13 protein-coding genes, 3 pseudogenes and 1 riboswitch are annotated in these 14,696 nt (G+C 61.0%); of the genes and pseudogenes, 11 read left to right on the top strand and 5 right to left on the bottom strand.

The window, feature by feature from the left end; all coding sequences use genetic code 11:
- Position 1 precedes the first annotated feature (1 nt).
- Positions 2-496, bottom strand: a pseudogene (locus EB233_RS30850) (tyrosine-type recombinase/integrase); the annotation flags it as partial.
- A 213-nt stretch (positions 497-709) separates the two neighbouring features.
- Between EB233_RS30850 and EB233_RS30855 the strand changes: the two are divergent.
- Positions 710-967: pseudogene (locus EB233_RS30855) on the top strand (transposase); the annotation flags it as partial.
- A 312-nt stretch (positions 968-1,279) separates the two neighbouring features.
- Here the strand turns inward: EB233_RS30855 and EB233_RS30860 are convergent.
- Positions 1,280-2,362, bottom strand: a pseudogene (locus EB233_RS30860) (IS110 family RNA-guided transposase); the annotation flags it as partial.
- A gap of 734 nt (positions 2,363-3,096) precedes the next feature.
- On the opposite strand from EB233_RS30860, the gene queC reads away from it, so the two are divergent.
- The 9 genes from queC (at position 3,097) to EB233_RS30905 (ending at position 10,513) form a co-directional block, all read left to right on the top strand.
- Positions 3,097-3,795, top strand: a complete 699-nt coding sequence (gene queC / locus EB233_RS30865; protein WP_019863218.1) for a 7-cyano-7-deazaguanine synthase QueC — start codon at positions 3,097-3,099, stop codon at positions 3,793-3,795.
- Positions 3,795-4,151 (top strand): 6-carboxytetrahydropterin synthase QueD, encoded by a 357-nt coding sequence (queD, locus tag EB233_RS30870; RefSeq protein WP_019863217.1) that lies wholly within the window; start codon positions 3,795-3,797, stop codon positions 4,149-4,151. Before queC ends, queD begins: the two co-directional genes overlap by 1 nt.
- Positions 4,148-4,873, top strand: a complete 726-nt coding sequence (queE, locus tag EB233_RS30875) for a 7-carboxy-7-deazaguanine synthase QueE (RefSeq protein ID WP_064987262.1) — start codon at positions 4,148-4,150, stop codon at positions 4,871-4,873. Before queD ends, queE begins: the two co-directional genes overlap by 4 nt.
- A gap of 283 nt (positions 4,874-5,156) precedes the next feature.
- A riboswitch (TPP riboswitch) is annotated at positions 5,157-5,273 on the top strand.
- A gap of 102 nt (positions 5,274-5,375) precedes the next feature.
- Entirely contained in the window at positions 5,376-7,211 is a 1,836-nt protein-coding gene (gene thiC, locus EB233_RS30880; protein WP_064987276.1) for a phosphomethylpyrimidine synthase ThiC, read from the top strand.
- Positions 7,208-8,209 (top strand): glycine oxidase ThiO, encoded by a 1,002-nt coding sequence (gene thiO, locus EB233_RS30885; protein WP_064987263.1) that lies wholly within the window; start codon positions 7,208-7,210, stop codon positions 8,207-8,209. Before thiC ends, thiO begins: the two co-directional genes overlap by 4 nt.
- On the top strand, positions 8,178-8,375 hold the full coding sequence (thiS, locus tag EB233_RS30890) for a sulfur carrier protein ThiS (protein WP_064987264.1): 198 nt from the start codon (positions 8,178-8,180) through the stop codon (positions 8,373-8,375). Before thiO ends, thiS begins: the two co-directional genes overlap by 32 nt.
- Position 8,376: 1 nt before the next feature.
- Positions 8,377-9,150 carry a thiazole synthase gene (locus EB233_RS30895; RefSeq protein ID WP_064987265.1) on the top strand — a complete coding sequence of 258 codons (774 nt, stop codon included), beginning with the start codon at positions 8,377-8,379 and terminating at the stop codon, positions 9,148-9,150.
- Positions 9,147-9,752: a thiamine phosphate synthase gene (locus tag EB233_RS30900; RefSeq protein ID WP_064987266.1), complete on the top strand. Its 606-nt coding sequence runs from the start codon at positions 9,147-9,149 to the stop codon at positions 9,750-9,752. Before EB233_RS30895 ends, EB233_RS30900 begins: the two co-directional genes overlap by 4 nt.
- Positions 9,743-10,513, top strand: coding sequence for a hydroxymethylpyrimidine/phosphomethylpyrimidine kinase (locus tag EB233_RS30905; RefSeq protein ID WP_064987267.1), 771 nt, complete (start codon positions 9,743-9,745; stop codon positions 10,511-10,513). The genes EB233_RS30900 and EB233_RS30905 overlap by 10 nt, the downstream gene beginning before the upstream one ends.
- A 258-nt stretch (positions 10,514-10,771) precedes the next feature.
- Here EB233_RS30905 and EB233_RS30910 read toward each other — a convergent pair whose 3' ends face one another.
- The 3 genes from EB233_RS30910 to EB233_RS32420 form a co-directional block, all read right to left on the bottom strand.
- The gene (locus tag EB233_RS30910) at positions 10,772-11,800 is read right to left on the bottom strand and encodes an LLM class flavin-dependent oxidoreductase (RefSeq protein WP_080643865.1); all 1,029 of its coding nucleotides are present in this window, start codon (positions 11,798-11,800) and stop codon (positions 10,772-10,774) included.
- A gap of 126 nt (positions 11,801-11,926) precedes the next feature.
- The gene (gene hisC, locus EB233_RS30915) at positions 11,927-13,036 is read right to left on the bottom strand and encodes a histidinol-phosphate transaminase (RefSeq protein ID WP_027047754.1); all 1,110 of its coding nucleotides are present in this window, start codon (positions 13,034-13,036) and stop codon (positions 11,927-11,929) included.
- Positions 13,037-14,007: 971 nt separating this feature from the next.
- Positions 14,008-14,403, bottom strand: coding sequence for a helix-turn-helix domain-containing protein (locus EB233_RS32420; RefSeq protein ID WP_155765388.1), 396 nt, complete (start codon positions 14,401-14,403; stop codon positions 14,008-14,010).
- A gap of 30 nt (positions 14,404-14,433) precedes the next feature.
- On the opposite strand from EB233_RS32420, the gene EB233_RS32080 reads away from it, so the two are divergent.
- The gene (locus tag EB233_RS32080; protein ID WP_019863206.1) at positions 14,434-14,676 is read left to right on the top strand and encodes a hypothetical protein; all 243 of its coding nucleotides are present in this window, start codon (positions 14,434-14,436) and stop codon (positions 14,674-14,676) included.
- Positions 14,677-14,696 lie beyond the last annotated feature (20 nt).

The raw sequence follows: 14,696 nt of genomic DNA on the forward strand, positions 1-14,696 counted from the left end.
GCAGCTTGGGCGACAGCATCACGTAGCGGTCCTTCTGGCCTTTGCCCTGCTCGACGCGGATGACCATTCTCTGGCTGTCGATGCCCGCGGGCTTCAGCCGAACCGCTTCCGAGATGCGCAAGCCGGCGGCATAGCAAGTGGTCAGGATGGCGTGGTGTTTGACGTCGAGGACGCAACCGAGGAACCGCTGAAATTCCTCGGGACTGAGAATGATCGGCAGCTTTTGCGACTTCTTGGGAAGCGGCAGGACCTCTTCAAGCGCCCAGTCCCTTTCGAGCGTCACTTTGTAGAGAAAACGCAGCGCCGCAATGGAGATGTGGGTCGAGCCGGGGGCCAGCTTCTTCTCGTTGGTCAAATAGACCTGATAGGTCCGAATGTCCTCGCGCCCGAGCAAGTCCGGCGACTTGCTAAAATAGCGGGCGAACAGCGACACCTGTTGCAGATACGACAGCTGGGTGTTGAGCGCGAAGTTGCGCACCTCCATGTCCTCGCTCATGCGCTGGCGAAGTTAGGGCGTGACAAGCTCCTTTGTCGGATGGAATGGGCTGCAAGCAGCCACTCCATGCTGACGCAGTCGGAGCTTGTTGTGGACACATGACCAGCGCGACAGACGACGTGATCAACACCACGCCGTCGGCACACACCCTCCTTGCCGCTCCGCAATCGCGGAGCGGGTTAGTCCAATGGCACCTTATGCCGACATTGGCATAAGGTGCATTTCGCCCGCAACGTGCTCGCCCATGCCGGCAAGAGCGGCCGCCGCGTCGTCTCGGCCTTCATCGCCACCGCCTTCGTCCAGGAGACGGCCGAGGCGGCAAGCCTGCAGTGGCGCGCCGTCGCCGACCAGATCCGCCCGAAGGTGCCGAATCTCGCCGCCATCATGGACGAGGCCGAGCACGACGTGCTCGCCTACATGAGCTTCCCCAGGGAGCACCGCGTCAAGCTGCACTCGACGGATGACATCGACACCTGATTTCGGCTTTTTGGCTTTTTCGACTCCTGTTCGCTTTGTTCGGCTTCAGGTGAGCCTGTTTCTTCGTCCCGGCCCACAGGATTTCCCGTGCGAGCGTGTCGAGACGCCGTCAAGGCTGGCCGGTGCGGTGGCGGCACGGCGGCTGCGAGGTTTCAAGGCCACGCCTTGACGGCGTCGAGCACGGCGCCAGTCTGGAGCGGACCGAGACGGCGGTCGTGCCGGCACATTCCCTATGCTATATTTGTCCGGCATGGATGATCACGTGGCAAAGAGTGGTGCAGGGGATGAGAGTGCCGCCACGCAGCCTTATAGTCGGTCCTCCTTTGTGGCGTCCGTGCGCCGCTTCGGCCCGCGTGGCCGCCAATGCCCAACCATCAGCTCGTAGGCACGCTCGGCATTCTCGGCCGCGGCTTGCTCGCTGTTTCGCAACTCCTTCACGTTGTAGGCGTAAGCCGAACCGCGGCGACCGACACCGCGCTCCCCCGGCGCGCCAGCCTTAAGAGCGAGCTGCCTCTGCTTTGCCGCCACCAGCGCCGGGCAAGCCCAGAAGCAGTCCTGCTCCTTTGTCAGCAAATGCCAGATCAACACCGCGAGCTTGCGGGCGACCGCCACGGCTGCGACCTGATGGCCACGCTTGTTGCGGATGCGCAGGAAGAAGGCCCTGAGCGGTCCGGGCGCCTTCGCCGCCGCCCAGGCGGCCTCGACCAGCTTGGCGCGGGCATGGGAACGCCCATGTTTGCTGATCCGGCCATATTGCGCCAAGCCAAGACCAGATTGGCGCACACGCGGATTGAGGCCGAAGTAGCTCACCAGCCTCTGCGGCTCGCGGAACCGCCGGATGTCGCCGACGGCGGCCATGATACCGCTCGCGACGATTGCATTGACGCCGGTGATCGTCTGAAGCCGCCGGACTTGCACATCATCAACCGCTTCCCGGGCGATGTCGCGATCGAGGTCAGCCAGATGCTCGGCCAGGCGGTCGATCTCGCGGATGTGGCGGGCGATAGCAGCCCGCTCGTCGTCGGGGAGCACCTGCTGCTCGAGCCAGGCGCGACCCCGACGGTTGAACAGATCGGCATGCGGGCACTTCGGCACGAGGTGCGCCTGCAGGATGCCATGCACCTCGTTCTTCACGCGCGTGCGGTGCCGCACGACCTGGTTGCGCCGCGCGACGAGGCGGCGAAGCCGCTCAGTCTGCTCATCGGGAACCCAGACCTCCGGCAGAAAGCCGCTGGCATGGAGCTGCGCCAGAACCCCGGCATCGATCTTGTCGGTCTTGATCCTGGCATGGGCGATCGCCTTCACCTGCATCGGGTTGGCGACAATCACCCGGCCGACATAGGGCGACAGAACCCGCACCACCGCCATGGCGTTGCCCGTAGCCTCGAGGCGCTGGTCCCTGAAAGCCCGACCGGCAGTTATGCCCGCCGCATCTGGTTTCTTATGAATGGCTGACGGGCGCGCGTCTCGATCTGCCCGACGCCGATGCCGGACGCTACGTTCCGGTTGTCGATCCCGAGCTGCGGTGGTCCGGGACCCGAGAAGACCGCTTCGCGCTACCGCATAAGGGACAATCTCCTGGGCACGCATGAGTTCTGCCCTCTGGTATTCCGCAAAGACACTCGAAAGATCATCGGCCTTGAACTGTCGCCGCACGCGGCGGCAATCATAGGGGACGTGCCGCGTGACCTCCTTGCTCGCACCGCCGCCTTTCCCCGCTCTGACCAATGACGAGGCGCGGCGGATCGAGGCGATCTATGCGCAGACCAGCGCGCGGCAGAAGCCTTTCACTGGACTGCCGGTCGACCCTTGCGTTATCGCCGAACTCGGGACGTCAAGTTCTGGAGCAAACCGGACAAGCCGAAGGTGTGTCGGGAATGCTGCTGCGCCACGGCAGTGACTTCTGCATCGTCTATACGCATACATACGCAGTGGCGGACTCAGCGCCTCAGCGGTCGAACATGCGCGACAAGTCGCGTGCAAAGTCATCTTGGGGACCCTGACAACAAGGTACGTGCGCTCAATCGGGTCCACCTCATTCACAAAACCGGCTCGGTGGGGTAGTGGGAACGCAGAGAAATCTCCGGTCGCAGCCTTACCCGGTCAAAACAAGGACTCAAACCATGAATGCCCTCGTCATCTGCTCCGGCGGATTGGACTCTGTTTCGCTCGCTCACAAGGTGGCGACCGAGCAGAAACTCATTGGCCTGCTTTCGTTCGATTACGGCCAGAGGCACAAAAAGGAACTCGGCTTTGCCGCCATCTGCGCCAAACGGCTGGGTGTTCCGCACCAGATCGTCGATATCCGCGATGTTGGCCGGAACCTGAGCGGCTCGGCGCTGACTGACAATGTGGACGTGCCCGACGGGCACTATGCCGAAGACTCCATGAGGATCACGGTGGTGCCGAATAGGAACGCTATCATGCTGGCCATCGCCTTCGGGGTTGCCGCCGCGCAGAAGGCCGATGCGGTGGCCACTGCCGTCCACGGCGGAGATCATTTCATCTATCCCGATTGCCGGCCCGCTTTTATCGACGCCTTTCAGACGATGCAGAACCATGCGCTCGCAGGCTACGCCGATATCTGCCTGTACGCTCCGTATGTGAATATCTCGAAGGCCGACATCGTCAGCGAGGGGGCAAAGTACGCCACACCGTTCGAGGCGACGTGGTCCTGCTACAAGGGCGGTGCACGTCATTGCGGTCGCTGCGGGACATGCGTCGAACGGCGCGAAGCATTCGATCTGGCCGGCATCACCGACCCGACAGATTATGAGGACGCAGACTTCTGGCTCCACGCTATCCAGACAAGGAGCGCGTAATGTTCCGCATTACCAAAGAGTTCCACTTCTCGGCCTCGCATCAGCTCACCTCCTTGCCACCAGGTCATCAGTGCGCACGTCTGCACGGCCACAACTACATCGTTGTAGTGGAGCTTTCGGGTGGCGAACTGGACGAACACGGCTTTGTGCGCGACTACCAAGATCTGGCGGCGTTCAAGCACTACATCGATGGGACCTTCGACCATCGGCATCTTAACGACGTGCTGGGGCATGACCATGCCACAGCGGAATACCTGGCCAGGCACTTTTACGACTGGTGCAAGGTGCGGCTACCCGAAACCTCCGCCGTGCGGGTGAGCGAGACGCCGAAAACCTGGGCGGAATACCGGCCATGACTTGCGCGTTGCATCCCGGAATCCGGGTGAGCGAGATTTTTGGGCCGACCATTCAGGGCGAAGGCGTGCTGATCGGCTTGCCGACGGTGTTCGTAAGAACCGGCGGGTGCGATTATCGCTGTTCCTGGTGCGACAGCCTGCATGCGGTGGACCGTCGCTTCCGCCATGATTGGGAGATGATGACTCCCGACGCGGTTTGGCAAAAGGTCATTGCACTTTCCGGCGGTCAGCCCGTGATGGTATCGCTATCGGGCGGCAATCCGGCCATCCAGCCGCTTGGCCACTTGATCGACCGCGGGCATGGTGAGGGCTACCGTTTTGCATTGGAAAGCCAAGGTTCGGTGTCTAAGCAATGGTTCGCGGATCTCGACGTGCTGGTACTCAGCCCCAAGCCGCCCTCAAGTGAAATGACGACAGATTGGGCCGCGTTCGACGCCTGCTTAGAGGCGGCGCAGGCTAAGCCGCAGATGGCGCTCAAGCTTGTCGTCTTCGACGAAGATGACTATGCCTATGCCAAAGACGCCGCGGCGCGCTACCCCCAATTACCCGTCTATCTGCAGCCCGGCAATCACACGCCGCCGCGTCCCGGCAACGAAGACGGTTTCATCGACTTTGCCGGTGTGATGAGGCGCATGGAATGGCTGGTTGAAAAGGTGACCCGTGACAGGTGGTTCGAGGCGCGTGTACTGCCGCAGCTTCATGTTCTGCTCTGGGGCGTCTAGCCGAAGGGGAAGGATTGCCGACGACGAGCAAGCCAGACATCTATAGCAATCTCACCCAACTGGGCGGCAGCAGCGTCGTTCCGGAAAGCCCCGAAAACACCGTGCTGGAAAAGGCACCGAATCCGCATGAGGGCTCGCCTTATTGGGGGCGCTTCACCGCTCCTCTGGAGCGTGACTTGCTCTCGATACTACCATGCTTTTCCGCTGGGTTTGTTTGGTCGCCCCGATCACCGCTGCGGGCCGAATGCGCTTGACAAAATAGCGCCGGCCCGTTCAAACTTGAGGCATTCACCAGGGGAGTCCCGGCAAGGGGCTGAGATACTGCTTGCTTTCGCGGCGCAGTGACCCGTTGAACCTGATCCAGTTCATACTGGCGTAGGGACGGTGCAAGCGCTTACGGGAGTTTACGCCCGAGGTCCTGTTTCGGCAGGTCAACAGAAGCGTCTTTTCATCCTTCCGGCACAGAACTGGGTCTCCAATGCATGAGCAAAGGAGCCTCAAGATGAATGCCTTCACCCCCGCCGTCTCGACGGGACCATTGCCCGCCTCGCGGAAAATCCACAAGCCCGGTGCCATCCACCCGCAGATCAGGGTGCCGATGCGCGAGATCTCCGTCCATCCGACGGCCGGCGAGCCGCCCGTCACCGTCTACGATCCCTCAGGCCCCTATACCGACCCGACTGTCGAAACCAGCATCGAAACCGGCCTTGCCCGGCTTCGCCGCGAATGGATCGTGTCGCGCGGCGATGTCGAAGCCTATGACGGGCGCCATGTCCGACCCGAAGACAATGGATTTGTCACGGGCGAACGCCTGACGCCGGAGTTTCCAATCCGTAACCGGCCGCTGAAGGCCAAATCGGGCAAGGCCGTGACCCAGCTTGCCTATGCGCGCGCCGGCATCATCACGCCAGAAATGGAGTTCGTCGCCATCCGCGAGAATCTCGGCCGCGAGATCCTGCGCGGCAAGATCGAGCGCGACGGCGAAGCCTTCGGCGCGGCGATCCCCGACTTTGTCACGCCGGAATTCGTGCGCGAGGAGGTGGCGCGCGGGCGCGCGATCATTCCCGCCAACATCAATCATCCCGAGAGCGAGCCGATGATCATCGGCCGCAATTTCCTGGTGAAGATCAACGCCAATATCGGCAACTCGGCGGTCACCTCGTCGATGGCCGAGGAAGTGGAAAAGATGGTCTGGGCGATCCGTTGGGGCGCCGATACGGTGATGGACCTGTCGACCGGCCGCAACATCCACAACATCCGCGAATGGATCGTGCGCAACTCGCCGGTGCCGATCGGCACGGTGCCGCTCTATCAGGCGCTCGAAAAGGTCAACGGCATCGCCGAGGATCTGAGTTGGGAGGTGTACCGCGACACGCTGATCGAACAGGCCGAACAGGGCGTCGACTATTTCACCATCCATGCCGGCGTGCGGCTGCACTTTATCCCGCTGACCGTTGACCGAGTCACGGGCATCGTCTCGCGCGGCGGCTCGATCATGGCCAAATGGTGCCTGCACCATCACCGGGAAAGCTTCCTCTATGAGCATTTCGCGGAAATCTGTGACATCTGCCGCGCCTATGACGTGTCCTTTTCGCTCGGCGACGGTCTTCGTCCGGGCTCCATCGCCGACGCCAACGACGCGGCGCAATTCGCCGAACTGGAAACGCTCGGTGAATTGACGAAGATCGCCTGGGCCAAAGATTGCCAAGTGATGATCGAAGGCCCTGGCCACGTGCCTATGCACAAGATCAAGCAGAACATGGACAAGCAGCTCGCTGTCTGCGGCGAGGCGCCGTTCTACACGCTGGGGCCGCTGACGACGGACATAGCGCCGGGCTATGACCACATCACCTCCGGCATCGGCGCCGCCATGATCGGCTGGTTCGGCACGGCCATGCTCTGCTACGTCACGCCGAAGGAGCATCTCGGCCTTCCGGACCGCAATGACGTCAAGACCGGCGTGATCACCTACAAGATCGCGGCCCATGCCGCCGACCTGGCGAAGGGGCATCCGGCGGCGAAAGTCAGGGATGATGCCCTTTCGTGCGCGCGCTTCGAGTTCCGCTGGGAGGACCAGTTCAACCTGTCGCTCGATCCCGAAACCGCGCGGTCCTTCCACGACCAGACCTTGCCCAAGGAGGCGCATAAGGTGGCACATTTCTGCTCGATGTGCGGACCGAAATTCTGCTCCATGCGCATTTCCCACGACATTCGCGCCGAGGCACAGAAAGAGGGCATGGCGGCGATGGCGGCGAAATACCGCGGGGGCGGCGATCTCTACGTGCCGGCGGACGAGACCGGCGCACCGCTGGTGCCGGAGGCGCATGAGCCGTCATGAGGGTGCTGGTCAAAGGGGCCGGGGTCGCCGGCCTCACCGCGGCCTTCGAGTTCGCCACACGCGGCGCGGCTGTAACCGTTGCCGAGACAAGGCCTGGCCTTGACGGCAATGCGTCGTGGTTCGCCGGCGGCATGCTGGCGCCATGGTGCGAACGCGAAAGCGCCGAGCAGCCGGTGCTGGATCTCGGACGCGATGCCGCCGGCTGGTGGGATGCGGTACTGCCGGGTCAGGTGACACGGGCCGGAACGCTGGTCGTGGCCGCGCCGCGTGATGCCGGTGAGCTTGACCGGTTCGCCAGTCGCACGTCAGGGCATCGGCGTGTCGATGAAGACGAAATTGCGATCCTGGAGCCCGACCTCGCAGGCCGCTTCCGGCGCGGGTTGCTGTTCCCCGATGAGGCTCATCTCGACCCGCGCCAGGCGATGGCGGCACTTCATGACAAGCTTGCAGCCATGGGTGTCGAATTCCACTTCGGCACCGACGCCCGGCATGTTTCCGGCTTCGATCGTCAGATCGACTGCACGGGAATGGCCGCCGTCGATGACAGGCTGCGCGGCATTCGCGGCGAAATGCTGATCCTGCGCACGCTTGATGTCTCGCTGTCACGCCCGGTCAGGCTGCTGCATCCGCGCTTTCCGCTCTACGTGGTGCCGCGCACCTACCACAATTTCATGGTCGGTGCGACGATGATCGAAAGCCAGTCCACCGGACGGGTCACGGCGCGTTCAATGATGGAGTTGCTCAGCGCCGCCTGCGCGCTGCACCCGGCATTCGCCGAAGCTGAGATCGTCGAGGCTGGTGTCGGCGTTCGTCCCGCCTTTCCCGACAACCTGCCGCGTATCGAGGCACTCGGAAACACGGTCGCGATCAACGGCCTCTATCGCCATGGCTTTCTGCTCGCCCCAGCCATGGCGCGCCAGGCGGCCGAGCTTGTCTTCGGTCACGACAAACCCGCGGAGTTTGCACATGAATCTGATGGTCAACGGCGAAGCGCATGAGATTGCCGCCACCACGCTGGCCGAATTGCTTGCAGCGCTCGACTACGAAGGCGATTGGCTAGCAACCGCCGTCAACAGCGATCTCGTACACAAAGCCAACCGCGCGGAGTTCCAGTTGAGCGACGGCGACCGGATCGAAATCCTCTCGCCCATGCAGGGAGGCTAGCATGTTCGAACTTTTCGGAACGTCGCTTCCCTCGCGGCTGCTTCTCGGCACGGCTCAGTATCCTTCACCGGCCATCCTTGCCGATGCGATCAAGGCGTCGGGCACATCGGTGGTGACAGTCTCGTTGCGGCGTGAGATGGCAGGCGGGAGGGCCGGCGAAAAATTCTGGTCGTTGATCCGCGCGCTCGGCACGAGAATCCTTCCGAACACTGCCGGCTGCCACTCCGTCAAGGAAGCGGTCACCACCGCGAACATGGCGCGCGAAGTGTTCGGCACGAGCTGGATCAAGGTCGAAGTGATCGGCAACCAGGACACGCTGCAACCGGACGTGTTCGGCCTGGTCGAAGCCGCGCGCATCCTGTGCGAAGACGGTTTTACGGTATTTCCCTATACCACCGACGACCTTGGTGTCGCCGAGCGGCTGCTGGATGCGGGCTGCAAGGTTTTGATGCCTTGGTGCGCACCGATCGGTTCCGCCCTCGGCCCGGTCAACATCATGGCACTGCGCTCGATGCGCGGACATTTCCCTGGCGTCCCGCTGATTGTGGATGCGGGGCTCGGACGACCGTCGCACGCGACAACCGTCATGGAACTCGGCTTTGACGGCGTGCTGCTGAACACCGCGGTCGCCAGAGCGGCTGATCCGGTCGGCATGGCGCGCGCTTTCGGCAAGGCTGTCGAGGCCGGTCGTGAAGCTTACAGCTCGGGAATGCTCGAACCGCGCGACGTCGCCGCGCCATCGACGCCGACAATTGGCAGGGCAGTTTTTTCATGAAGCTCGATCCCTTCTACCTGATCGTCGACAGCGCTGCCTGGATCGAACGGCTGGTCCCACTCGGAGTCCGGCTTGTGCAACTGCGCATCAAGACCGTGTATCAGGCTGGGTTGCGCGCGGAGATCCGCAAGGCAAAGGCCTTGTGCGCCCAGCACCACTGCCAGCTCATCGTCAACGACCATTGGCGCCTGGCAATCGAGGAAGGCTGCGACTTCGTGCATCTCGGCCAGGACGATTTGCAGACCGCCGACCTCTTGGCGATACGCGCAGCCGGCTTGAGGCTCGGACTGAGCACACATGATGACATTGAGCTGGAAACGGCGATGGCCGCCGGGCCGGACTATATCGCGCTTGGGCCCATCTACCCGACCATCCTGAAGAAGATGAAATGGGCGCCGCAGGGACTCGAACGGATCAGAGAATGGAAGCATCGGGTAGCGCCAATCCCATTGGTCGCCATTGGCGGTCTCAACCCTGACAGGCTCAACGGTGTTTTCGCGGCGGACGCCGATAGCGCGGCAGTGGTCACCGATATCACGCTGAATGCCGACCCCGAGGCGCGTACGCGAGAATGGATCGAAAAGACGGAGCGATGGCGCTGAGGCGGGAACCGCATGTCCTTGTCGTTGGCGGATCGGACTCCAGCGGTGGAGCTGGCATTGCCCGCGATATAGAAACGGTTTCCGCCTTCGGGCTGCGCAGTTGTCTTGCCATCACCGCCGTGACAGTCCAGACGCACTCGGCTGTCGAGCACGTCAAGCTTGTGCCGTCGGAGCTTGTCGCCGCTCAGATGCGCGCCGCGTTCGCTGCCAACGATGTCGCGGCCGTCAAGATAGGCATGATTGGGACATCGGCGGCTGTTGAGGCAGTCGGCGCTGTTTTGGTCAACCGCCAAGTGCCTGTGGTACTCGACCCGGTCCTGGCCTCTACCTCGGGACGCAATCTGCTGGCGGACGATGCCATTAATATGCTGCGCCACGATCTGATGCCGATCTGCCGGCTTGTAACGCCTAACCTGGTCGAGCTGGCTGCGTTTACCGGCTCGTCACCGGCCGCGGACGAAGAAGGGGCTTGTCGTCAGGCTGAAGAGCTATCGAGGACGGTGAGGACCGCCGTACTCGTCAAGGGCGGCCATGTACAAGGAACCCGTTGCGTCGACGTGCTTTTGCAGCCGAACCAACCTGCAGTTCGGTTTGAGGCGCCCCGCTTGCCGCGAGGGATGCGCGGAACGGGTTGCATGATGGCCAGCGCAGTCGCCGCCTCGCTTGCTCTTGGAGCGTCGCTGAAAGCGAGCGTGCGCCAAGCCAAGCAACATGTTTTCGATGCGCTTGCCGGATCGAAGGATATCGGGCCGATAAGCTGATCGGCCCGAACGTATCCAACGATCCGATCAAGTCTGGCAGGCGATCGTGGGTCTACTCCTAGGACATGAAGGCCCTATCAGGGTGAGAATGCGGCATACACGGTCGCTTTCGCCTATGAACAACACGCCGCTTTGAGGAGGAAGCCGCATGCCTCTGTGCCAACCGGTTGATGGGTCATCCGAAACCCGCACCTAGTCGTCGCTAGCGACAGCATGCCGCTTGGCACGTTGTTGGGTGAGCGAACGTTCGAACCGGGGTTAGCCAACTCGAGCCATAATTGCGGATTGAATCGCCGTTGCGGTATATAGGGAAGCATCTAACGACAGGTTCCCAAACGCCGGTTGACAAAGGAGGTAGTTTGCACCTGCCGCTTCCAGCTGATCAAGAAGAGCTTGTCCCGCAGATGCTGCCGTTCCTACTACGCACAATTCCTTCTCGATTGCTCCATCGAAGGTCAGCGGCAGGTTTGGTGGAGTTGGCATGCTATTGAGATCATAAAGAAATTTAAAGCTCTTGAGCCACCGTTCGTAAGCAGGTGCGGCGAGTGAACGTGCATCTGTTTCAGAACGCCCAATCACGACCATTCGGAGCAATCCAAGAAATGGCGCTTGGTCGTCCGCCTCACCGGTGTGCTCTCGACCGGCGCGGAAGGCATCAGTGATTCTTCGAACGGAAGAGGAAGGTCCCACGCACGCTATGTTCATGCCATTCGCAGCGGCCCAGCCTGCCGATTCCGGTCGATTGGTGGCGATCCAAGTCGGCGGATGTGGACGCTGATGAGTTCTTAGCGTCAGCGGAACGCTGTTCAACTCAAAATGGCGACCTTGATACGATAGCGTGCCGCCCTTCAGCGCATTGATAAGAATTTCGCTGGCTTCCGCATAGTGGTTTGGCGCCGCGTCCGAGCCAATCCCGAAGTAACCCAATTCGATCGGGAGCGAGCCGCGCCCTATCCCAAGTTCCAGCCTGCCACCGCTCAATTGGTCCAGCATACAGATCTCTTCAAACGCACGTAGCGGATGATAAAGGGCAAGCAACATTACCAACGGTCCGACACGAAGGCGCCGGGTTCGCTGGGCTACGCTCGACAAGAACAGATTCGGTGAGGGACCTCTCCCATGTGGGGTACAATGGTGCTCTGCGAGATGATATGCATAGAACCCAAGGTGATCGCACGCCTCCGCTAACATCAGGCGATCTTCGTACTGTCGGGCGATATCGGGGCCGTCCTCGTCCAGATGATCGAAGATTCCGACAGCTAGGCCTGAAGGAAAGGCCTTATCCATGATATTGTCTCCATTTTTTGACGCAACAAGTCCGGTTGCTTGCGTATTCCAAGCAATTTAAAGGTTTTTCGCTTGTGTAATCGCTCGAATTATGCGTGCGAAATGCTAAAGCAGGGCCTTAACAACCTAACGCGGGGGCGTTAACATATTCAATATTCTACTAATACGACTAGCGTCACGAAGAAACGCATCCATTTGCTCTTTTGTACCGATGCTGACGCGGATGTAATTTTCCAAACCTTTATCGGGAAAGACGGCAACAAGTACTTTTTGCCTTGCAAAGGCTGATTGCCACCATGAGCCGTCCTGTCCCGTTGGCACGCGGGCAAGCAAGAAGTTTGCGTGGGAAGGGATTACGGAAAATCCAAGTTGCGACAGCGCGAGCGTCACTCGCCGTCGTTCATGCCTGATGTGTCTGTGGTTGTCTGCATAGGCGGCGCGGTGCGCAAGGACGCTGATACCAACCGCCTGCCCGATCACATTCATGTTGAAGACGTTCTGGATGTTGCGTAGCCTGCCGATAATTTCAGGGTGACCGAAACCGAAACCGACGCGAACGCCGGCGGCAGCATAGCTTTTCGAAAATGTCCTTAAGACCAGAAGGTTCGAATAGCGATCGATGAGGCGTAGACCATTCTCTGGTGCAAAGTCGACGTAGGCCTCATCCAGCACGATCAAGCGGTCCGATTTCGCTACCAGGCGTTCGATATCGGCCACCGGAACGAACGTTCCAGTCGGATTGTTCGGATTGGCTAACAGAATGAACTTGGCGTCCTTTGCAGGACCGAAGAGCAATTGCTCCATCGGCAAGGAATTATCTTCGCTAAATTCGATTTCGAGAAATTGAGCACCCTGCAACGTGGCAAGCTTGCGGTTAAACGAAAAACCTGGCGACATCATCGCCACGCTATCCCCCGGAGCAAGGAAAGCTCGGTAGACAAGTCCAAGCAGTTCAGACGAACCGTTGCCGGCGATTACCTGATCCATGGCGACGCTATAGGCGTTGGCGGCTGCTTCCCTCAAGCTGATGTTATCGTCTTCCGGATATAGATACTGCCTTTCTAAAGCTGAAATCGCACTTTGCATTATGATTGCTGGAAGCGGGAATGGGTTCTCATTCGTGTTTAGTTTTACCCAACTTGCATCCGGCGCTGGTCTATCGGATGGCAGAGCATCTAACTGTCTCGCCACTCGCGAAAGAGACGAAAGCACACTCTGCAGTTTTGCGTCGGACATGTTTTTCTCCGTTTCAGTCGCAGAGGAATCCGGATGAACTGATGGTCTAGAGCACATGGACGACCGACGGTGCGTTCACACCGCCTTTGTCAGCACATTGACCCCGTGAGGGCGGGCGGGCTGTCCTCCCGGGTCGAACCGGCCGACGCTCAGATCCGCATCCACTCGTCATCGGGCCAAGGCTCCGCCAAACCACCAACGCTTGATTTGTCACTGATATTTGCCTCGGTCGGCCTTTCAAGGACGCTTGATCTTGATGCCGTATTTCCTCAGCGTGTATCCAGTCTGGCGCGGCGTCAGTCCCAGGAGGCGCCGCCTTTGCCTGCAGCGAGCCACATCTCTCCACGGCCCCGATAGCACGCTCGCGATTTGACATACTCGCACCTTTAAGAGGCCGCGCTGGCAGCCCAGTGGTGCCTGATCGCTGACGACGGGCGGGGCCGTAGCGGCGGCCCAGGGAGCAGCCTCATTCGGCGACGTGGCCGGCCTGGCTGGCATCACCGGACCCACTTACAGCACCATGTTGCCCGGTCCGCTCTTCCACGCGCCGCGGAACGCGGCAAGCGCGAAAAACGCCGTGACCGTAAGTCGGGGCGCCGCGACGTGGTCGAGTGCACATCGGGGCGATGCTTGGCGCATGGGTTTCCTCTCATGAATCGCGATCTTCGACTGACTTCTGCACGCCGCAACCGCACGTTGATTCACGAGACCGGAATGGGGCGGGAGAGTCAATCGAGCTTTCTTTCATCCGCGAAAGGAAACTCGGCGCTCATGATAGAATTCCCTCAGTTTCGTATATCTTCAGCAGATGAGATCGAACGGTAGAATGTCTGCCACGGCGTCTCCGCGGTGCCGGTGCTGATAGCTCGGGCCACCAGCGTAATCAGCTCCTGGCAAAGCCGGCGCAGTGGCGTGGCGACCGCCATCGCGACGAGTCACCTGCTCGGGCTGACCGCGACCCCGGCATGATTTCATTCACAATCGCGACGAAGTCTTGACCTTTGCCCTCCTCGCGGAGCACCTGATGGCCCCCTGTCGGTCCACAGCTGCAACCCGTTGCGCTGGCCTTCCTCCCAGCGCCCTTCGAGATACTCTTGGAAAGAATCCATGAGAACCGAGCGCGAAGGTGGCCGCCGGTGCTCGGGCTCACCGCCCGCTGCAAGCCAGCGTTCGACAGTTCTCACGTTCATGCCAATCCGGGGCGCGATCTGTCGCGGCGATAGACCGGCCTCCCGCAACTGAAGGATTTCAGCATAGAACTCGCTGCGCTGGTTGCGCCTCGACTGGCGCAGGCAATCAAGTTTCGGGGAAGTTTCTACCGGTGGTTCCGGCTCGGCTTCGGCATTTCCGGCCATCTCGGACGCCATGGCCTTTCCGGCGGCGCTGACCGCCTTGCGATGGCGACCGACGGCCAGACGCAACGCTTCGCCCAGGTTCTGGAGAAGATGCCAGCGGTCGGCGACCTGCGTTGCATCGGGAGCACCGCGACGGGCGCCCTCGGCATAAACGCCGGCACGATCGCGCGCGATGACCTCGATGCCAGGATGGCGTTAAGCCGTGATGCGACCGTGCCGGCATTTCGATCCGGCAATAGATCCAGCACGCGGTCGCGCGCCAAATCGCAGATGATCGTTCCGTAGCACTGTCCTTTGCGCCAGGC

It is taken from the genome of Mesorhizobium erdmanii (assembly GCF_013170725.1).
Classification (GTDB): Bacteria; Pseudomonadota; Alphaproteobacteria; order Rhizobiales; family Rhizobiaceae; genus Mesorhizobium; species Mesorhizobium erdmanii.